Annotated in this window: 17 protein-coding genes and 1 tRNA gene; 17 read left to right on the forward strand and 1 reads right to left on the reverse strand. The window is 40.7% G+C overall.

The features are described from left to right. The first annotated feature begins 12 nt into the window (after window positions 1-12). The 12 genes from tuf (at window position 13) to J582_RS19185 (ending at window position 14,647) form a co-directional block, all read left to right on the forward strand. Complete coding sequence (gene tuf / locus J582_RS19130; protein ID WP_002157016.1) at window positions 13-1,203, forward strand: elongation factor Tu; 1,191 nt, start codon at window positions 13-15, stop codon at window positions 1,201-1,203. A gap of 60 nt (window positions 1,204-1,263) precedes the next feature. Next, a tRNA-Trp gene (locus tag J582_RS19135) sits at window positions 1,264-1,339 on the forward strand. 75 nt (window positions 1,340-1,414) lie between these two features. Then, entirely contained in the window at window positions 1,415-1,855 is a 441-nt protein-coding gene (gene secE, locus J582_RS19140; RefSeq protein WP_002157045.1) for a preprotein translocase subunit SecE, read from the forward strand. A gap of 7 nt (window positions 1,856-1,862) precedes the next feature. Then, window positions 1,863-2,396 (forward strand): transcription termination/antitermination protein NusG, encoded by a 534-nt coding sequence (gene nusG, locus J582_RS19145; protein WP_002115092.1) that lies wholly within the window; start codon window positions 1,863-1,865, stop codon window positions 2,394-2,396. 109 nt (window positions 2,397-2,505) lie between these two features. Next, a complete protein-coding gene (rplK, locus tag J582_RS19150) occupies window positions 2,506-2,934 on the forward strand; it encodes a 50S ribosomal protein L11 (protein WP_001074682.1) in 429 nt (142 codons plus the stop codon). Window positions 2,935-2,937: 3 nt separating this feature from the next. After that, window positions 2,938-3,633 (forward strand): 50S ribosomal protein L1, encoded by a 696-nt coding sequence (rplA, locus tag J582_RS19155; RefSeq protein ID WP_002156922.1) that lies wholly within the window; start codon window positions 2,938-2,940, stop codon window positions 3,631-3,633. A gap of 319 nt (window positions 3,634-3,952) precedes the next feature. Continuing rightward, window positions 3,953-4,459 (forward strand): 50S ribosomal protein L10, encoded by a 507-nt coding sequence (gene rplJ, locus J582_RS19160; protein WP_002157004.1) that lies wholly within the window; start codon window positions 3,953-3,955, stop codon window positions 4,457-4,459. 42 nt (window positions 4,460-4,501) lie between these two features. Then, complete coding sequence (rplL, locus tag J582_RS19165) at window positions 4,502-4,873, forward strand: 50S ribosomal protein L7/L12 (RefSeq protein WP_001229360.1); 372 nt, start codon at window positions 4,502-4,504, stop codon at window positions 4,871-4,873. Between the two features lie 304 nt (window positions 4,874-5,177). Next, window positions 5,178-9,266 (forward strand): DNA-directed RNA polymerase subunit beta, encoded by a 4,089-nt coding sequence (gene rpoB / locus J582_RS19170; protein WP_032048417.1) that lies wholly within the window; start codon window positions 5,178-5,180, stop codon window positions 9,264-9,266. Window positions 9,267-9,352: 86 nt separating this feature from the next. Continuing rightward, entirely contained in the window at window positions 9,353-13,546 is a 4,194-nt protein-coding gene (gene rpoC / locus J582_RS19175) for a DNA-directed RNA polymerase subunit beta' (protein ID WP_032048418.1), read from the forward strand. A 166-nt stretch (window positions 13,547-13,712) separates the two neighbouring features. Then, a complete protein-coding gene (locus tag J582_RS19180; RefSeq protein ID WP_002157021.1) occupies window positions 13,713-14,078 on the forward strand; it encodes a hypothetical protein in 366 nt (121 codons plus the stop codon). Window positions 14,079-14,290: 212 nt separating this feature from the next. Then, entirely contained in the window at window positions 14,291-14,647 is a 357-nt protein-coding gene (locus J582_RS19185) for a hypothetical protein (RefSeq protein WP_023187972.1), read from the forward strand. A 42-nt stretch (window positions 14,648-14,689) separates the two neighbouring features. Here the strand turns inward: J582_RS19185 and J582_RS19190 are convergent, their stop codons facing one another. After that, window positions 14,690-15,175 (reverse strand): DUF4442 domain-containing protein, encoded by a 486-nt coding sequence (locus tag J582_RS19190; protein WP_002156984.1) that lies wholly within the window; start codon window positions 15,173-15,175, stop codon window positions 14,690-14,692. A 117-nt stretch (window positions 15,176-15,292) separates the two neighbouring features. On the opposite strand from J582_RS19190, the gene J582_RS19195 reads away from it, so the two are divergent. The 5 genes from J582_RS19195 to htpG all read left to right on the forward strand — a co-directional run bounded on the left by J582_RS19195 (window position 15,293) and on the right by htpG (window position 21,169). Then, entirely contained in the window at window positions 15,293-16,171 is an 879-nt protein-coding gene (locus J582_RS19195) for an alpha/beta fold hydrolase (RefSeq protein ID WP_079377774.1), read from the forward strand. 104 nt (window positions 16,172-16,275) lie between these two features. Next, the gene (locus J582_RS19200) at window positions 16,276-17,700 is read left to right on the forward strand and encodes a Na+/H+ antiporter family protein (protein ID WP_031981912.1); all 1,425 of its coding nucleotides are present in this window, start codon (window positions 16,276-16,278) and stop codon (window positions 17,698-17,700) included. A gap of 328 nt (window positions 17,701-18,028) precedes the next feature. Then, window positions 18,029-18,610 (forward strand): OmpW/AlkL family protein, encoded by a 582-nt coding sequence (locus tag J582_RS19205; RefSeq protein ID WP_002156917.1) that lies wholly within the window; start codon window positions 18,029-18,031, stop codon window positions 18,608-18,610. Window positions 18,611-18,793: 183 nt separating this feature from the next. After that, window positions 18,794-19,147 carry a lysozyme inhibitor LprI family protein gene (locus J582_RS19210; protein ID WP_004883592.1) on the forward strand — a complete coding sequence of 118 codons (354 nt, stop codon included), beginning with the start codon at window positions 18,794-18,796 and terminating at the stop codon, window positions 19,145-19,147. 102 nt (window positions 19,148-19,249) lie between these two features. Beyond that, entirely contained in the window at window positions 19,250-21,169 is a 1,920-nt protein-coding gene (gene htpG, locus J582_RS19215) for a molecular chaperone HtpG (protein ID WP_004710874.1), read from the forward strand. Window positions 21,170-21,245 lie beyond the last annotated feature (76 nt).

Genomic DNA, 21,245 nt, shown 5'->3' on the forward strand with positions numbered 1-21,245 from the left:
AGGAAGATCATCATGGCTAAAGCCAAGTTTGAACGTAATAAACCACACGTAAACGTGGGTACAATCGGTCACGTTGACCATGGTAAAACAACTTTAACTGCTGCGATTGCAACTATTTGTGCAAAAACTTACGGCGGTGAAGCGAAAGATTACTCGCAAATCGACTCAGCACCTGAAGAAAAAGCACGTGGTATTACAATTAATACTTCACACGTAGAATACGATTCTCCAATTCGTCACTACGCACACGTTGACTGCCCGGGCCACGCCGATTACGTTAAAAACATGATCACTGGTGCTGCTCAGATGGACGGCGCGATCCTTGTATGTGCTGCGACTGACGGTCCAATGCCACAAACTCGTGAACACATCCTTCTTTCTCGTCAGGTTGGTGTACCTTACATCATCGTATTCTTGAACAAATGCGACCTTGTTGACGACGAAGAATTACTTGAATTAGTAGAAATGGAAGTTCGTGAACTTCTTTCTACTTACGACTTCCCAGGTGATGACACTCCAGTAATCCGTGGTTCAGCTCTTGCTGCTCTTAACGGTGAAGCAGGTCCTTACGGTGAAGAATCAGTTCTTGCTCTTGTAGCAGCTCTTGACTCTTATATCCCAGAACCAGAACGTGCTATCGACAAAGCATTCTTAATGCCAATCGAAGACGTATTCTCAATTTCTGGTCGTGGTACAGTAGTAACAGGCCGTGTAGAATCTGGTATCGTTAAAGTTGGTGAAGAAGTAGAGATCGTTGGTATTAAAGATACAGTTAAAACAACTGTAACTGGCGTAGAAATGTTCCGTAAACTTCTTGACGAAGGCCGTGCAGGCGAGAACTGTGGTGTATTACTTCGTGGTACTAAGCGTGAAGATGTACAACGTGGTCAAGTACTTGCTAAACCAGGTACAATCAAGCCGCACACTAAATTCGACGCAGAAGTATACGTACTTTCTAAAGAAGAAGGTGGTCGTCACACTCCATTCTTAAATGGTTACCGTCCACAGTTCTACTTCCGTACAACTGACGTAACTGGTGCGATCCAGTTGAAAGAAGGCGTTGAAATGGTAATGCCAGGTGACAACGTTGAAATGTCAGTAGAATTAATCCACCCAATCGCAATGGACCCAGGTCTACGTTTTGCGATCCGTGAAGGTGGTCGTACTGTAGGTGCTGGTGTTGTTGCGAAAGTAACTGCATAAGCATAATATAGTGACGTATTACGTCTCAAGTTGAGAGCTTTGGCTCTCAACTTGCTTTATAGGTCAGTAGTTCAATTGGTAGAGCGTCGGTCTCCAAAACCGAATGTTGGGGGTTCGAGTCCCTCCTGACCTGCCATATTTTGAAATAAAAAGCTTGATGCTGGCTTAGTTGTTCATATAATAAGTCGCGAGTTCTACGACGAGTACAAAAATGTCGAATGATAAATCGCGTGACGCATTGAGCGACGCGCCAATTCCTCAAAGAAATAATTCTGCTGAAGTTGTTCGTACTGGTTCGCCTTTAGATATCGTTCTATGGGTGATAGCAATTGCATTATTGCTCTCGGCTACCATGGTGAATCAGCATTTACCAGCGTATTGGGCCCCTGCAAATAATGTATGGGTGCGCGTTGGGGTAATTTTTGCTTGTATCGTTGTGGCTTTAGGTTTATTATACGCCACCCATCAAGGTAAAGGCTTCGTTCGTTTGCTGAAAGATGCACGAGTCGAATTGCGTCGAGTAACTTGGCCAACAAAACAAGAAACAGTCACTACATCGTGGCAGGTTCTATTGGTTGTAGTTGTTGCATCGTTAGTATTATGGTGCTTTGACTATGGTTTGGGTTGGTTAATTAAGTTGATTATCGGGTAAAAGAGCTATGAAACGTTGGTACATTATTCATGCCTACTCTGGTTATGAAAAACAAGTGATGCGTTCACTTACAGAACGAATCCAGCGTAGCGCTGTTGCCGATAGCTTTGGTGATGTCCTAGTTCCTACCGAAGAAGTGGTGGAAATGAAGGATGGTAAGAAACGTAAATCTGAGCGTAAATTCTTTCCTGGCTATGTGTTAGTTGAAATGGAAATGAATGATGATACTTGGCACATTGTTAAAGAATGTCCAAAAGTATTAGGTTTTATCGGGGGTACACCTGAAAAACCTGCGCCAATCACTCAACGTGAAGCAGATGCGATTCTTGCGCGTGTACGTAATACTGGTGAAGCTCCACGTCCTAAGACGATGTTTGAACCAGGTGAAGAATTACTCGTTATTGACGGTCCATTCACAGACTTTAAAGGTGTGGTGGAAGAGGTTCAATACGACAAGTCACGTTTAACGTTGACGATTAACGTGTTTAATCGACCAACTCAGGTTGAACTCGAATTTCGCCAAGTCGAAAAAACGATTTAATCTTAATTGGTTGAAAAGCGCCCGATTTTATCGGGCATTGTTGTTGTAACAGTATTGTTACGTAGAAATTGGGGAGCCTAACGGCGCCTGTACCCAGAGGTATTTTAAAATGGCTAAGAAGATTGACGGCTATATCAAGCTGCAAGTTCCAGCTGGTAAAGCAAATCCATCTCCACCAATTGGTCCTGCACTAGGTCAACGTGGTGTAAACATCATGGCATTCTGTAAAGAATTCAATGCTGCTACACAAAAAGTTGAACCAGGTCTTCCAATTCCTGTAGTGATTACTGTGTACAACGACAAGTCGTTCACATTCATCATGAAAACTCCTCCAGCTTCTATTCTTCTTAAGAAAGCTGCTGGTATCCAAAAGGGTTCATCTGTACCTAACAAAACTAAAGTTGGTAAGTTGACTCGTGCTCAATTAGAAGAAATCGCGACTACTAAAGAACCAGACTTAACTGGTGCTGATTTAGACGCGCGTGTTCGTACCATTGCTGGTTCTGCACGTTCTATGGGCTTGGAAGTGGAGCTATAAGACATGGCAAAGTTAACTAAACGTCAAAAAGCCATTGCTGCTGCTGTAGAAGCAAACAAAGTTTACACTTTGGAAGAAGCAGTACAGGTTCTTAACAGCTTGCCTGCTGCAAAGTTCAAAGAATCTTTAGACATCTCTGTAAACCTTGGCGTAGATCCACGTAAATCTGATCAGGTTGTTCGTGGTGCTACTACATTACCTGCAGGTACTGGTAAAACTGTACGTGTAGCTGTATTTGCTCAAGGCGCTCAAGCAGAAGCTGCTAAAGAAGCTGGTGCTGATGTTGTAGGTTTTGATGACCTTGCTGAAAGCATCCAAGGTGGAAACCTTGACTTTGATGTTGTGATCGCTGCTCCAGACGCTATGCGTGTTGTTGGTAAGCTCGGTACAATTCTTGGTCCACGTGGTTTAATGCCAAACCCTAAAGTAGGTACTGTAACTCCTGATGTTGCGAATGCTGTTAAAAACGCAAAATCTGGTCAGGCTCGTTACCGTGTAGACAAAGCGGGTATTATCCACGCTGCGATTGGTCAAGTTGGCTTTGATGCTGCTGCAATCCGTCAAAACGTTGAAACTTTAGTTGCTGACTTGAAAAAGTTAAAACCTGCAACTTCTAAAGGTGTATACATCAAAAAGATCACTTTGAGCTCAACTATGGGTCCTGGTCTTACTGTTGATGTAAACAACGTTTCTAACTAAGTTTTAACTTAGTTCTGTACAGAATTTTAAAGTCCTGATCGAGTAGGTAGCAAAAATAGAAATAAGTTTCTATTTTTGCGCAGTTAAAGCAACGCTTTGACTCTTGCTTATCAGGCGGACTTTGAATTGATGAATGAGAATTTATCAGCGTCAAAGACCTCAGGCGAGAAGGCGTTATTTTCGGATAGCGGCTTTTCTTAATAATCCAGCCTGCGTAGACGCGGTGGTGTGATTTGTTCCTCCTCCGCGTGTAAGTCGAAAGGCTTACGAATTGGGAGTGTGCCCATTGGGTGCATAAATCACCTTAGGAGGTTTTACAATGGCTCTTCTTATCGAAGACAAAAAACAGATCGTTTCAGAAGTAAGTGAAGTTGCTTCTAAAGCGTTTGCAGCCGTTGTTGCTGACTATCAAGGTTTAAGCGTAGAGCAATTAACAACACTTCGTGTTGAAGCTCGTAAGTTAGGTGTAACTACACGTATCGTACGTAACACTTTGGCTAAGCGCGCATTCCAAGGTACTCAATTTGATATCTTGAACGACAACCTTGTTGGTCCAACAATTCTAGGTTTTTCAACTTCTGAAGATGACATGGGTGCAGCTGCACGCTTGTTTGAAGAATTTGCAAAAACTAACAAAGCATTTGAATTAAAAGCTGCTGCATTTGACGGCAAAGTTTATCAAGGTGCTGATGTTAGCGTAATTGCTAATCTTCCAAACCAAGAGAAAGCGCTTACTATGCTTGCCTCTGTTCTTCAAGCTCCTATTTCGAAATTGGGTCGCCTCATTACAGCGCTCAAAGAGAAAAACGAGTCAGAAGCTGCTTAATCAATTTTACACACCATTCAATATCCATTTGGAGTTATTCTCATGGCTTTAACTAACGAAGAAATCTTAAACGCAGTTGCTGAAAAAACTGTTCTTGAACTTGTTGAATTAATTTCTGCTTTCGAAGAGAAATTCAACGTTTCAGCTGCAGCTGTTGCTGTTGCTGCTCCAGCTGGTGGCGCTGCTGCAGCTGCTGAAGAACAATCTGAATTCAACGTTGAGTTGACTTCTTTCGGTGCTAACAAAGTAGCTGTTATTAAAGCAGTTCGTGAAGCAACTGGCCTTGGTCTTAAAGAAGCTAAAGACCTAGTTGAAGGTGCTCCTCAAGTTCTTAAAGAAGGCGTTTCTAAAGAAGAAGGCGAAGAACTTAAGAAGAAACTTGAAGAAGCTGGTGCTACAGTTACACTTAAGTAATTGTAAAAGGAGTCGGTTTTTAAATCGGCTCCATAAAATGGCTGATGGCTCTTGGGTCATCAGCCTTTTTGCGTTACAATAATCGGCTCGATTTTTGTTAGTTTTGTTTGATTTTTAGAAAAATCTAAATAAAACAAGAAATTTCAAATGTTTACCAATATTTTTCTTTTTTAAAAATATTGTTAAGCGTTTTTATACCACTAAAAATTGCAGCATTTGTAAACAGTGGTGGCCATATCGGCCTGCGTAATTCCTTCTGAGCCCGTTCTGCAGGCGGGCTTAGTTTACTTTCCGAGGACTCCAGATGGCATACTCATATACCGAAAAGAAACGGATCCGTAAGAATTTTGGTAAATTGCCCCAAGTAATGGATGCACCGTACTTACTATCGATTCAGGTCGATTCGTACAGAACATTCTTGCAAGATGGCAAAACTCCAAAAAACCGCGAAGATATCGGTCTCCAAGCCGCATTTCGTTCAGTTTTTCCTATCGAAAGTTATTCTGGCAATGCTGCTTTAGAATTTGTTGAGTATAGCCTTGGTAAACCTGAGTTCGATGTACGCGAATGTATTCTTCGTGGTTCGACTTATGCGGCACCAATGCGCGTTAAAATTCGTTTGATTATTAAAGATCGCGAAACTAAATCAATTAAAGACGTACGTGAACAAGAAGTCTATATGGGTGAAATTCCACTCATGACTGAAAACGGTACCTTTGTTATCAATGGTACTGAGCGTGTAATCGTATCTCAATTACACCGTTCACCAGGCGTATTCTTTGACCATGATAAAGGTAAGACTCACTCAAGTGGTAAAGTGTTGTATTCAGCACGTATCATTCCTTACCGTGGTTCATGGTTAGACTTTGAATTTGATGCAAAAGACCTTGTTTACGTACGTATTGACCGTCGTCGTAAATTACTTGCTACTGTTGTGTTGCGTGCACTAGGTTATAACAATGAACAAATCTTGAATTTGTTCTACGAAAAAGTACCTGTGTATCTTGACATGGGTAGCTATCAAATTGACCTTGTTCCTGAGCGTTTACGTGGTGAAATGGCTCAATTTGATATTGCTGACAATGAAGGTAAAGTCATTGTTGAGCAAGGCAAACGTATTAATGCGCGTCACGTACGTCAAATGGAAGCTGCAGGTTTAACTAAACTTTCAGTTCCTGATGAATACTTATATGAACGTATTACGGCTGAAGATATTACTTTACGTGATGGTGAAGTAATTGCTGCAAATACGTTGTTAAGCCATGAAGTAATGGTGAAGTTGGCAGAAGGTGGTGTTAAACAATTTAACATCCTATTCACGAACGACATCGACCGTGGTTCATTTGTTGCTGATACATTGCGTGCAGACACAACAGCGGGACGTGAAGAAGCATTAGTAGAAATCTACAAAGTGATGCGTCCAGGCGAGCCGCCAACAAAAGAAGCTGCTGAAAACCTATTCAATAACTTATTCTTCTCTTCTGAGCGTTATGACTTATCTCCAGTAGGTCGTATGAAGTTCAACCGTCGTCTAGGTCGTCCTTACGAAGTTGGTACTGATCAAAAATCTCGTGAAGTTGAAGGTATTTTATCGCACGAAGATATCATCGATGTATTACGTACGTTGGTTGAAATCCGTAACGGTAAAGGCGAAGTAGACGATATCGACCATTTAGGTAACCGTCGTGTACGTTCTGTTGGTGAAATGACAGAGAACCAATTCCGTGTTGGTTTAGTACGTGTTGAGCGTGCTGTTAAAGAGCGTTTAAGCCAAGCAGAAACTGATAACTTGTCTCCACAAGACTTGATTAATGCTAAGCCAGTTGCTGCTGCAATCAAAGAATTCTTTGGTTCAAGCCAGTTATCTCAATTCATGGACCAAAACAACCCATTATCTGAGATTACACATAAGCGTCGTGTATCTGCGCTTGGCCCAGGTGGTTTAACACGTGAACGTGCAGGCTTTGAAGTACGTGACGTACATCAAACTCACTATGGTCGTGTGTGTCCAATTGAAACGCCTGAAGGTCCAAACATTGGTTTGATTAACTCGCTTTCTGTATATGCAAAAGCGAATGACTTCGGTTTCTTGGAAACACCATACCGTAAAGTTGTAGATGGTCGTGTAACTGATGATGTTGAATATTTATCTGCAATTGAAGAAGTAGGTACTGTTATTGCACAGGCCGACTCAGCAGTAGATAAAGATGGCAACTTAACAGAAGAATTTGTTTCTGTTCGTCACCAAGGTGAATTCGTACGTATGCCACCTGAAAAAGTGACGCATATGGACGTTTCTGCACAGCAGGTTGTATCTGTTGCTGCATCACTTATTCCATTCCTTGAACACGATGACGCGAACCGTGCATTGATGGGTTCGAACATGCAACGTCAGGCTGTTCCTACTTTACGTGCTGACAAGCCTCTTGTTGGTACTGGTATGGAAGCGAACGTAGCACGTGATTCGGGTGTGTGTGTAATCGCAAACCGTGGTGGTGCAATTGAATATGTAGATGCTTCTCGTATCGTTATTCGTGTAAACGAAGATGAAATGGTTGCAGGTGAGGCAGGTGTAGATATCTATAACCTCATCAAATATACACGTTCGAACCAAAATACTTGTATTAACCAAAATGTTATCGTGAATTTGGGCGACAAAGTTGCTCGTGGTGACATCTTGGCAGATGGTCCGTCAACAGACATGGGTGAACTTGCGCTTGGTCAAAACATGCGTGTAGCGTTCATGACATGGAATGGTTACAACTATGAAGACTCGATCTTATTATCTGAGCGTGTTCTTCAAGAAGACCGTTTAACTTCTATTCATATTCAAGAATTGTCATGTGCGGCTCGTGATACTAAGTTAGGTGCAGAAGAAATTACTGCCGATATTCCTAACGTAGGTGAAGCTGCGCTTTCTAAACTTGATGAATCAGGTATCGTTTATATCGGTGCTGAAGTTACTGCTGGTGACATCTTAGTTGGTAAAGTAACGCCTAAAGGCGAAACTCAGTTAACTCCTGAAGAAAAATTGCTTCGTGCAATCTTTGGTGAAAAAGCTGCTGACGTTAAAGATTCATCTTTACGTGTTCCATCTGGTACTAAAGGTACAGTTATCGACGTTCAAGTCTTCACTCGTGATGGCTTAGAGAAAGATGACCGTGCATTAGCGATTGAAAAAGCACAGCTTGATTCTTATCGTAAAGACTTGAAAGAAGAATATAAAATCTTCGAAGAAGCGGCTCGTGAACGTGTAATCCGTTTACTTAAAGGCCAAGAGTCTAATGGCGGTGGTTCAACTAAACGTGGCGATAAACTTTCTGAAGATTTATTGTCTGGTTTAGAGCTTGTTGATTTACTTGAAATTCAACCGACAGATGAAGCAATCGCTGAGCGTTTAACTCAGATTCAAGTGTTCTTGAAAGAGAAGAGCGCAGAAATCGATGAGAAATTCGCTGAGAAGAAACGTAAGCTTGCAACAGGTGATGAGTTAACAACTGGCGTATTGAAAGTTGTTAAAGTTTACTTAGCTGTTAAACGTCGTATTCAGCCTGGTGATAAGATGGCTGGTCGTCATGGTAACAAGGGTGTTGTTTCTAACATCTTACCTGTTGAAGACATGCCACACGATGCGAACGGTGTACCTGTAGATATCGTATTGAACCCGTTGGGCGTACCATCTCGTATGAACGTGGGTCAGATTCTCGAGACTCACTTGGGTATGGCGGCTAAAGGGCTTGGTGACAAAATCGAAAAAATGTTGAAAGAACAGCGTACAGTTTTAGAACTACGTGAATTCTTAGACAAGATTTATAACAAAGTCGGTGGCGAGCAAGAAGATCTTGATAGCTTGACTGATGATGAAATCCTAGCACTTTCAGGCAACTTGCGTGCTGGTGTTCCTTTGGCTACTCCTGTATTTGATGGTGCTGAAGAAAGTCAAATTAAAGATTTACTTGAGTTGGCTGACATTTCACGTACAGGTCAAACAGTATTGTTTGATGGACGTACAGGTGAACAGTTTGACCGTCCAGTAACTGTTGGTTACATGTACATGTTGAAGTTGAACCACTTAGTTGATGACAAGATGCATGCGCGTTCAACTGGTTCTTACTCATTAGTTACACAACAACCGCTTGGTGGTAAAGCACAATTCGGTGGTCAGCGTTTCGGTGAGATGGAAGTATGGGCACTTGAAGCATACGGTGCAGCATATACACTCCAAGAAATGCTCACAGTGAAGTCGGATGACGTTGAAGGCCGTACTCGCATCTATAAGAATATTGTAGATGGTAACCATTATATGGATCCGGGTATGCCTGAATCGTTCAACGTATTGACCAAAGAGATCCGTTCTTTAGGTATCAACATTGAACTGAAAAATGGTGATTAAGTCGTAAGACTCACGATTTTTTAGGAAAAAACAATATTTGTGACCCAGTCGGGTAAGCGAGGCTTCCCGACACACGGAGAAAAAAATTGAAAGACTTGCTCGATATCATGCGTAAGAAAACGGATTCAGATGGTCATGCGCCAGTTGAGTTCGACCGTATCCGTATTGGTCTTGCGTCACCAGAAATGATTAAGTCATGGTCTCATGGTGAAGTTAAAAAACCTGAGACGATCAACTATCGTACGTTCAAGCCAGAACGTGACGGTTTATTCTGTGCCAAAATCTTTGGTCCAGTAAAAGATTACGAATGCTTGTGTGGTAAATACAAGCGTATGAAATACAAAGGCGTCATTTGTGAAAAATGTGGCGTTGAAGTAACTACAGCGAAAGTTCGTCGTGAACGTATGGGTCACATTGAACTTGCTTCTCCAGTTGCGCATATCTGGTTCTTAAAATCGTTACCTAGCCGTATCGGTTTATTACTTGATATGACACTTCGTGATATCGAACGTGTATTGTATTTCGAATCATATGTTGTTACTGATCCTGGCATGACGCCTTTCGAAAAGTATCAACTTCTTAATGACGAAGAATACTTTACAGCTTTAGAAGAGCACGGTGACGAGTTCGTTGCAAAAATGGGTGCGGAAGCAGTTCAAGACTTGTTGAAAGACATTGATCTTGAAGCTGAGATTGCTCGTTTACGTGAAGAAATTCCTCAAACAACTTCTGAAACGAAGTTGAAAAAAGCATCTAAACGCTTGAAATTGATGGAAGCATTCAAAGACTCGAACAACAAGCCAGAATGGATGGTAATGAATGTACTTCCGGTGCTTCCACCAGATTTACGTCCATTAGTTCCACTTGAAGGTGGTCGTTTCGCGACTTCTGACTTGAACGATTTATATCGTCGTGTAATTAACCGTAACAACCGTTTGAAGCGTCTTCTTGACCTTGCAGCGCCGGACATCATCGTGCGTAACGAAAAACGTATGTTACAAGAGTCTGTAGATGCGTTGCTTGATAACGGTCGTCGTGGTCGTGCAATTACTGGTTCTAACAAACGTCCATTAAAATCTTTGGCAGACATGATCAAAGGTAAACAAGGTCGTTTCCGTCAGAACTTGTTAGGTAAGCGTGTTGACTACTCTGGTCGTTCGGTAATTACTGTAGGTCCTACTTTACGTCTTCACCAATGTGGTCTTCCGAAGAAAATGGCACTTGAATTATTCAAGCCATTCATTTTCGCGAAATTACAAGCTTCAGGTCAGGCAACAACCATTAAAGCTGCGAAGAAAATGGTTGAGCGTGAGACTCCGGAAGTTTGGGACGTTCTTGCATCTGTAATTCGTCAACACCCAGTAATGTTGAACCGTGCGCCAACACTTCACCGTTTAGGTCTTCAAGCATTTGAACCTATTCTTATTGAAGGTAAGGCAATCCGTCTTCACCCACTCGTTTGTGCTGCGTTTAACGCCGACTTCGATGGTGACCAAATGGCGGTACACGTTCCATTGACACTTGAAGCACAGTTAGAAGCTCGTGCATTGATGATGTCAACAAACAACATCTTGTCACCAGCAAACGGTGAGCCAATTATCGTTCCTTCTCAGGACGTTGTCTTGGGTCTTTACTACATCACACGTGATGCAGTAAATGCTAAAGGTGAAGGCATGGTGTTTGCGGATACTCACGAAGTAAACCGTGCACTTGCAACTGGTCAAGTTGCGATTCATGCTCGTGTTAAAGTACGTGTGCATCAAACTGTTATCAATGAAAATGGTGAGCGTGAACAGCAAACTATTATTGTTGATACGACACCAGGTCGTTGCTTACTTTGGGAAGTTGTTCCAGAAGGTTTAAGCTTTGACATGATCAACCTTGAGATGACTAAAAAGAACATCTCTAAGTTAATCAACTCTTGCTACCGTAAACTTGGTTTGAAAGATACAGTTATCTTTGCTGACCAGTTAATGTACTTGGGCTTCCGTCAAGCGACTCGTTCAGGTGTATCTGTAGGTATGGAAGACATGTTAATTCCACCTACGAAACACACAATTATTGATAAAGCTGAAACAGAAGTTCGTGAAATCGAACAACAGTTCGAACAAGGTTTCGTAACTGCTGGTGAGCGTTATAACAAAGTTGTCGATATTTGGGCGCGTACAAACGACCAAGTTGCGAAAGCGATGATGGATAACTTGTCTTACACACTTGTGAAAAACAAACAAGGTGAAGACGAGAAGCAAAAATCATTCAACAGCATCTATATGATGTCTGACTCTGGTGCCCGTGGTAGTGCGGCGCAGATTCGTCAGCTTGCTGGTATGCGTGGTTTGATGGCAAAACCGGATGGCTCGATTATTGAGACACCGATTAAAGCGAACTTCCGTGAAGGTTTAACAGTACTTCAGTACTTTATTTCTACACACGGTGCGCGTAAAGGTTTGGCCGATACAGCATTGAAAACAGCGAACTCTGGTTACTTGACTCGTCGTCTTGTAGACGTAGCACAAGACTTGGTAATTACTGAGCCTGATTGTGGTACAAATGGCGGCCTAGTAATGACTCCATTCATTCAAGGTGGTGATGTCATCGAGCCATTACGTGACCGTGTATTAGGTCGTGTAACTGCTGAAGATGTACGTCGTGCCTCTGATGATGAAGTTGTATTACCTCGCGGTACGTTAATTGACGAGAAAATCGCAGCTCAGCTTGAAGAAGCTGGTGTCGATGAAGTTAAAGTACGTTCAGTAATCGCATGTGAATCTACATTCGGTGTATGTGCTCGTTGTTATGGTCGTGACCTTGCACGTGGTCACTTGGTGAACCCAGGTGAATCAGTAGGTGTAATGGCTGCGCAATCAATTGGTGAGCCAGGTACACAGTTAACGATGCGTACGTTCCACGTAGGTGGTGCTGCGAGCCGAACTTCTGCTGCAAACAGTGTTCAAGTACGTAACAAAGGTACTGTACGTTTCCACAACGTGAAAACTGTACAACACGCGAAAGGTCACTTGGTTTCAGTTTCACGTTCAGGTGAAATTGGTATTGCCGATGAGTTAGGTCGTGAGCGTGAGCGTTATAAACTTCCTTACGGTGCAAGCATCTTGTTGAAAGATGGTGAAGTCGTTGAGGCAGGTGGTATCGTTGCAACTTGGGATCCGCATACACATCCATTAGTAACAGAAGTTGCTGGTAAAGCACGTTTCAGCCAAATCGTTGATGGTGTAACTGCAACATCGAAAACTGATGATGCAACTGGTATGACAACTGTTGAAATCTTGCCTGTAACAGCACGTCCTGCTTCTGGTAAAGATTTACGTCCAGCAATCGTATTGGATACGGCTGATGGCGGCGAACAGTTCTACTTCTTGCCACAAAACACAATTGTTACCGTTCGTGATGGCGAAACAATTGGTGTGGGTGACGTTATTGGTCGTGTACCACAAGAATCTTCACGTACTCGTGATATTACCGGTGGTCTTCCACGTGTTGCTGACTTGTTCGAAGCACGTAAGCCGAAAGAACATGCGATCTTGGCAGAAGTGTCTGGTATCGTAAGCTTTGGTAAAGAGACTAAAGGTAAGAACCGTTTAGTAATTACTCCAGATGACGGTTCAGAAATTTACGAAGAGTTGATTCCAAAATGGCGTCAAATCAACGTGTTTGAAGGTGAACATGTGAACCGTGGTGAAACCATTTCTGATGGTCCACAAAATCCACATGACATCTTACGCTTGAAAGGCGAAGTTGCTTTAACTAACTACATCGTGAACGAAGTTCAAGACGTTTACCGTCTCCAAGGTGTAAAAATCAACGATAAGCACATTGAAGTTATCGTACGTCAAATGTTGCGTAAAGTTGATATCATCGATGGTGGTGATACAAGCTTCATTAAAGGCGAACAAGTGGATTACATCCGCGTCGTTCAAGAGAACCAAGCTGTCTTGGCTCAGAACAAGTTCCCTGCGAAGTTTGAACGTCAATTGATGGGTATTACGAAAGCATCGCTTTCTACTGACTCGTTCATCTCTGCTGCATCGTTCCAGGAAACAACTCGTGTGTTAACTGAAGCGGCTGTAACAGGTAAAGAAGATGATTTACGCGGCTTGAAAGAAAACGTTGTAGTGGGTCGCTTGATTCCAGCTGGTACTGGTCTTGCATACCACTTAGAACGTCGTCGTCAAGAAGCAGAAGCTGCAGAACATGAGCTTCATAATGACTTCAGCGAAGTAGACCAAGCATTTAGCCAAGCTTTAAACTCAGAACAATTCTAAGCTTAAAGTTTTATTAAAAAGACGCCTTAGGGCGTCTTTTTTGTGGAAAAAATAAGCTATTTTTACAAAAGTCTATTAAAGCACTCTTAATCTATTACTTAATGAGAAAAAACTCTCCATGAAAGCATACTATCCTAGGCACAACTGAGTAGAGGAGTAGCTTTCAATGAAAAAAATGATGATGATTGCAGGTGTGGGTCTGATGTCAACCACTCTATTTGTAGGTTGCCAAAATGCAAGTCCAGAAAGTAAACGTATTGGTTCTGCAGCTATTGGTGGCGGTGCAGGGGGTGCGGTAGGTAAACATGTAGGCGGTAATATTGGTGCAGGTTTAGGGGCAGCTCTTGGCGCAGGCGTTGCAGCAAATGCAAAAGGGTCTAACAGTAAAACTGTACGTAACAGTGCAATTGGTGCCGGTGTTGGTGCAATCTTAGGTGGAGCAGTGATTGGTGGTGATGCTGGTGCTGCTGCAGGCGGTGCACTTGGTGGTAGTGCGGGTGCGGCCTATGAAGAGAAAAAAGGGAAATACTAAAAGTACCTTTAAACATATTTAAACTAGAAGCTCTTTATAAAATAAGAGCTTCTATTTTCTTTGCTTATTAGATTGAAATTTAAATAATAACTAGACCTAGAATGCTTTTACAAAATATCAATCTATTGCCACAGTGCGATAACATAAACTGATCAAATTCCTCATAAAAGAAGATTATGCTTTGATTAGAGCACAATGGAGTGAGTATGGTCATGAAAAAAACAATTGGTTTAATTTCTACTTTAATGTTATCTGCATTCATGTTCACTGGTTGTCAGAATATGAGTCCATCTGATCAGCGTATTGGTGCTGCAGCATTAGGCGGTGCTGTTGGTGGTGGTGTCGGTAACCATGTCGGTGGCGGTCTAGGTGCTGGTGTAGGTGCAGCAGCTGGTGCGGGTGTAGGTGCGAATGCTAAGGGTAGTAATAAGAGTTCCACAACAAGTAGTGCTATCGGTGCCGGTATTGGATCTGTAGTAGGGAAAGCCATTTTTGGTGGTGATACAGGCGCTGCGATTGGTGGTGCACTTGGTGGTGGTGCCGGCGCTGCGATTGAAGAAAAGCGTTAGAATTTACTAAAATAAAAATAAGTGCCTTTAGGCACTTATTTTTTATGGGTATAAGGCTTTTGCCTTTTTTCTACGGATATATAGTGTCTTTTGTACTTCAGCAATTCTCACACCTGATTCATCAAAAATATTTAAATGATATGTTCTAAGCACTGGAGCATAGTTCTCGGCAAGTTCTCGAATCTGTTCAATTTCTGCTAAGTCAACTCGAATGTCAGCATAAACAGTGCTTCGCCCAGGCGATAAAAAATTAATCTCAGCCGCTTTATCCCAAACTATATATTTTGATCCAAGGTGATGCATAAGAATCAGCATATAAAATGGATCAACCATAGAATAAAGACTACCCCCAAAATGAGTACCTACCAGATTTTGGTTTTTCCAGGTCAGTGGCATTTTTACCCGAACATGACAGAGCTCTAAATTCATGATTTCAATATGAATCCCTGCACCTCGGTAGGGAGGATAATAATTAAATAAGAATTTAGAAATTGAGGGAATGTTCTGAAGTTTTTTTAAAATAGCCATAATAGTCAATTTTTTTTATTGCAACACTGGTCATACTAGATAAGTATCATCTTTTTTATATTGATGGCAATGCTTTATCCGATTAACGACATGATCGATTGAAAAACAAAATAGGAAATGATTATGCAGCCAAAGATTTATACAGTAACAACAAGTGATCAACAAACTCTATGCGCTAAGGCTTGGGGTGATGAGAAAAATACTCCATTAGTTTTAGTACATGGTTATCCAGATAATCAGGAAGTATGGGAATCGGTCATTGAGCATTTGATCAATGATTTTTATATTGTTACTTATGATGTCCGTGGAGCGGGTTTGTCATCTATTCCTAAACGAATACGAGATTATCGTTTAGAACGTTTATCTTTAGACTTACAAGAAGTCGTCGATGAAGTACTCCCAAATCGACAGTTCCATATGGCTGCCCATGATTGGGGATCAATTCAGTCTTGGGAGTCTGCAACTGAACCTAAATTTAAAGGCCGTTTACTCTCTTATACAACCATTTCTGGTCCTTGTTTAGATCATGCTGCGCTGTTCTTAAGAGATAAATTTAAAACGACGCCTGCAAAAATCTTAAAAATACTAACAAAATCATGGTATATCGGTGCTTTCCATTTACCATTAATTGCTCCGACGGTCTGGTCTCTTTTTACTCCAGAAAAATGGGGCAAAATATTAAAAGACTTAGAGAGAAAAGATAATTTACCGTTAAATAGTAATATTGCTGCTGATGGTAAATACGGGATTAATTTATATCGTGCGAATTTTATTCCTCGCTTAACAACTCCTCGCCAGCGTTATGCACAGTGTCCAGTCAAAGCAATAATTTTAAAATACGATACTTTTGTGAGTCCTGAATATATTACGGAAGCAATGCCAAAATGGGTTGAAAACTTTGAGTATGTTGAGCTTGAAGCAAACCATTGGGCGATTCTGAGTCAGGCTGAAAAAGTGGCAGGACATATTCGTCAGTTCATCGAATCACAAAGTTAATAAATGTCTGTTTAATTTACAAAACTGATAATTTGGCGATATTTTCGGCTTCGTAGATGTGAATCTGATAGAATATCGCCTTTTGTTTTGTTCTGAATTTGTTCATGAATGCTGTTGTTGTGGCGATTGCTGTGATGTTTTTACTATCACTAGCACGCGTTTCTGTCGTATTGACATTAGTGGTCTCTGCCATTGTTGGTGGTCTTGTCGCGGGTTTAAGTCTTTCTCAAACAGTTGAAGCTTTTAATGCTGGTCTTGGTGATGGAGCCGAAGTTGCTCTCGCTTATGCTGTATTAGGTGCATTTGCACTCGCTCTCTCTAAATCGGGTTTACCCGACCTGCTTGCTCATAAACTTATTGGTCTGTTGGGAATGGAAGCGGGGAAAAGCCGTGAAACCAAAGTAAAATATTTACTCTTAGGTATTTTACTTATTGCTGCCATTTTCTCTCAAAACCTCATACCGGTTCATATCGCATTTATTCCTGTACTGGTGCCGCCATTATTACGAGTCATGAATCATTTAAAACTAGACCGCCGTGCAGCAGCTTGTGTCCTGACTTTAGGTTTAGTAGGTACTTATATTTTTCTACCCGTTGGCTTTGGTGCGATTTTCCTTGAACAAATTTTGATGGGGAATATCAACAAAATCGGTGCTGCTTATGGCTTGCATGTAGAACGTGGGATGATGCCAATTGGCATGGCTATTCCAGTTTTAGGTATGGTTTTAGGTACTTTAGTTGCAGTATTTATTAGTTACCGTAAGCCAAGAATTTATGCGGACCGTGCCATTACCCCTGTAGCTACCATTGATTTAGACAAACCTCTGCGTGCAACAGCGCAAGATGAAACAGTAGATCTAAAAGCAGATGCAGAAGAACTTAAACACGAAGCAGAGCAAGCCCCTGTAATTGCGAAAAAAACAATTTTTATGGCTTTGCTCGCGATTGGTCTTACCTTAGTTGCACAGCTTTATTCCGGCTCAATGATTTTGGGTGGTTTAGTAGGCTTTGCGGTTCTGTCTACAGCCGGCATTTTTAAATGGCAAGATGCAGATGATGTCTTTGTACAAGGCATGCGAATGATGGCTCTAGTAGGCTTTATTATGATCTCTGCCGCCGGTTTCGCTTCAGTCATGACGCATACAGGAGATATCAATCAACTGGTTAAAGGAGTGGTTGAAATCATTGGTGATAATCGTGCGCTCGCGGCTTTCTTAATGCTGAGTATTGGTTTATTTGTCACGATTGGTATTGGTTCATCTTTTTCAAGTGTGCCTGTTTTAGCAGTTATTTATGTACCTTTATGTGTACAGTTTGGTTTCTCGCCATTAGCGACAATTGCACTGATTGGTACAGCGGCGGCTTTAGGTGATGCTGGATCTCCAGCTTCCGATTCTACCTTAGGACCAACAGCTGGTTTAGGGGTCGATGGACAACATGACCATATTTGGGATACCGTCATTCCAACATTTATCCACTTTAATATTCCATTGTTAGTTTTTGGTTGGATTGCAGCCATGGTTTTATAAGTTTTTTATAATATATTAAATTAAAACCTTCTTAATAATTATCTTAAGATAAGCATTAAGAAGGTTTTTTTATGCTCTAAATAAAATATGTATTTAAAATAAATTATATTAAAATACTCGGAATTTAAAGTATATTAAAAAGGTTGGTTATATAAAATAATTCTGATTAATTAAGTTGGATTAAAAACCAATTAAAATAGTTGGTTGATATATATTTTTATTTAAAACAGTTATTTAAAAATAAATATAAAAATAATTTTATAATGGGTGTTGCATCAATTTAAAATAAATGTTTATTATAAATATAAATAAGGTTGGAGATATTAACGTGTTCAAAAAAGCTTTGATTATTGCATTAATGGGGATGTCTTCATTTACTTTTGCTGGTAATTGGCAAGTAAAATTTGGGGGTAGTGTTATTGCTCCATCTGACGATACAACAACTGCTTTAGGTGTAGTAAAAGCTGATCATGAATATGCATTTACACCATCAGTTGAATACTTTTTTGGTGAATCACCTTTTTCGGCAGAATTATTATTAGCAGCGCCGGTTAATCATGATGTTTTATTAGATGGTAAAAATGTAGCACGTATTAAACAATTACCTCCGACAATTACCGCAAAATATCATTTTAAAAACTCAACTCGTTTCACACCGTATATTGGTATCGGGGCGACAGCATTTATTCCTTGGGATGAGCAAGGTGTTGCTGACAAAGTAAAAGAAGATTTTGGTGTAGCTGGACAAGTTGGTTTTAACTTCCAACCTGCTGATGCGAAAAATTGGGGTGTATTTGTAGATGTTCGCTATGCGGATATTAGCCCAGAAGTTACTTTAACAAATGGTGCTAAATTCGACTTGGATATTAATCCGTTTGTTTACACTTTAGGTTATAGCTATAAATTTTAAGCATAATAATAAATAGAAAAAATATAATAACAAACCTAGACTCAGGCACCTCACATAGATTTTATGTGAGGTTTTTTATTTTATTGCTCTCACTAAAAAAAGCATAAAACAGACAGTTTTATACATATTCTTTTGGTCTTTATTTTTAAACTATTTTTTATATATCTTTAAAGGAATAACCTCATGAATAGAAAATTTGCCATAGGTCTAGCACTTTTTAGTGGCATTACTCTTGCTCATAATGTACAGGCTGCTAGTTTTTCCTGTGATGCTGCAAAAACTAAGACTGAGCTGAGTATTTGCAAAAATCGTTCTTTAAATGATGCTGATGTCAAAATGGCAACAACATATCAAATTGTTTTACATGCATTGCCAATGGGTGGCCGTGATAATCAAAAAGATACACAGCAGCAGTGGTTAAAAAAAAGAAATGCTTGTGCAGCTAATGTAAGTTGTATTTCTAAAGCTTATCAGCAGAGACAACAACAATTGGACTCTATCTTGCAAGATAGGGTACTAAGTCATGGTCCGTTTTAATTAAAGAAAAATTTTTTAATATTCAGGATTGAAAAATTGTAGAAGTACTCCATTCATAAAGCATTCGAGAACAAACAAACTTCAAAATTTAAGGAGTGATTTATGAGTGAACAAGCATCACAAAATTATAGTTTCCAAGCAGAAGTAGCCCAGCTTTTACATTTAGTGACGCATTCTCTCTATTCGAACCCTGAAATTTTCTTACGTGAACTTATCTCTAATGCATCTGATGCATGTGATAAGTTGCGTTTTGAAGGAATTAATCATCCTGAATATTATGAAAATGATCCGGACTTACATGTACGCATCAGCTTAAACAAAGAAGATAAAACTTTAACGATTTCTGATAACGGTATTGGATTAAGCCAACAAGAAGCAATTGATAACTTGGGTACTATTGCAAAATCAGGCACTAAAGACTTCATGTCAAAATTAACGGGCGACCAGAAAGCGGATGCTCAGTTGATTGGTCAGTTTGGTGTTGGTTTCTACTCAGGTTTTATTGTTGCCGATAAAATTACAGTTGAATCACGCCGCGCAGGTCTCGATGCTTCTGAAGGGGTGCGTTGGATCAGCGGTGGCACAGGTGAGTTTGAAGTTCAGCAAATTGATAAAGCTTCACGCGGTACTGACATTATTCTTCACTTGCGTGATGACGCGCTTGATTATTTAGAATCTTATAAAGTTAAGCAAATCGTTAATAAATACTCTGACCACATTAGCTTGCCAATTGAAATGCAAAAAGAAGTTTGGCAGGAAGAGGAGGTTGCTGAAGGTGAAGAGCCTAAAGGCGGCCAAATGGTCAAGACTGATGAATGGGAAGCGATTAACTCTGCAAGTGCTTTATGGACACGTAACAAGAGTGAAGTGACTGAAGAGCAATATGTTGAGTTCTATAAAAACTTAACTCATGACTTCGAAGCACCACTGGCTTGGGCACACAACCGTGTTGAAGGTAGCACCGAATATACCCAATTACTTTATATTCCAAGTAAAGCGCCACATGACATTTTTACACGTGAAGCAAAAGCGGGAATTAAGCTGTATGTAAAACGTGTTTTCATTATGGATGATGCGGATAATTTAATTCCAAACTATTTACGCTTTGTTCAAGGTGTCGTGGATAGCGCCGATTTACCGCTTAATGTCAGCCGTGAGTTGTTGCAAGAAAGCCGTGATGTTAAAACAATTCGTGAAGGTAACGCACGCCGTGTACTCACTTTGCTTGATGGCTTGGCTAAATCAGAAGATGAAAAAGACCAAGAAAAATTCAAGACCTTCTACACTGAGTTTGGTTCAGTGCTTAAAGAAGGCTTGGGTGAAGACTTTGGTAACCGTGAACGTATTTTAAAATTATTACGTTATGCAACTTCAACAAATGATGAAGTGGTAACTTCTTTTGCAGACTATAAAGCGCGCATGAAAGAAGGCCAAAAAGCCATTTATTACGTTACTGCTGACAGCTTAGCTGCTGCTAAAAACTCTCCACAGCTAGAGTTGTTTAAGAAAAAAGGCATTGAAGTATTGTTAATGGCAGAGCGTGTTGATGAGTGGGCAATGAACTTTGTTCATGAGTTTGACGGTACGCCATTAAAGAATGTATCTAAAGGCGCTGTTGATTTAGGTGACTTGCAAGATGCAGAAGAGAAAAAGGCACTAGAGCAAGCGGCTGAACAGTTTAAACCTGTTGTTGAGAAATTAAGTGACTCGTTGAAGGCCAAAACTAAAGAAGTCCGTGTAACAACCCGTTTGGTAGATTCTCCTGCGTGTTTAGTAACTAGTGAAGGGGAGTTGTCTCCTCAACTTATTCGTATGCTCAAACAAGCAGGACAAGCTGTACCTGAAATCAAGCCAATTTTAGAAATTAACCCTGAGCATCCTTTAGTGAAAAAACTTGAAGGTTCAGAACAATTTGATGATTTGGCAAACGTGATTTTTGATCAGGCTGTGATTGCAGAAGGTGGTTTACCAGAAGACCCTGCAGCTTATGTGAAGCGTATTAATAGCTTATTGTTGAAATAATATTTGATGTAAAAAAAGCCTCTGAACTGTCAGAGGCTTTTTTGTGGATAAAGAAAGAGTTATCCACAACTTGATG

The sequence above is a fragment of the Acinetobacter sp. 1566109 genome (assembly GCF_000582255.1).
GTDB classification, from domain to species: Bacteria; Pseudomonadota; Gammaproteobacteria; order Pseudomonadales; family Moraxellaceae; genus Acinetobacter; species Acinetobacter nosocomialis.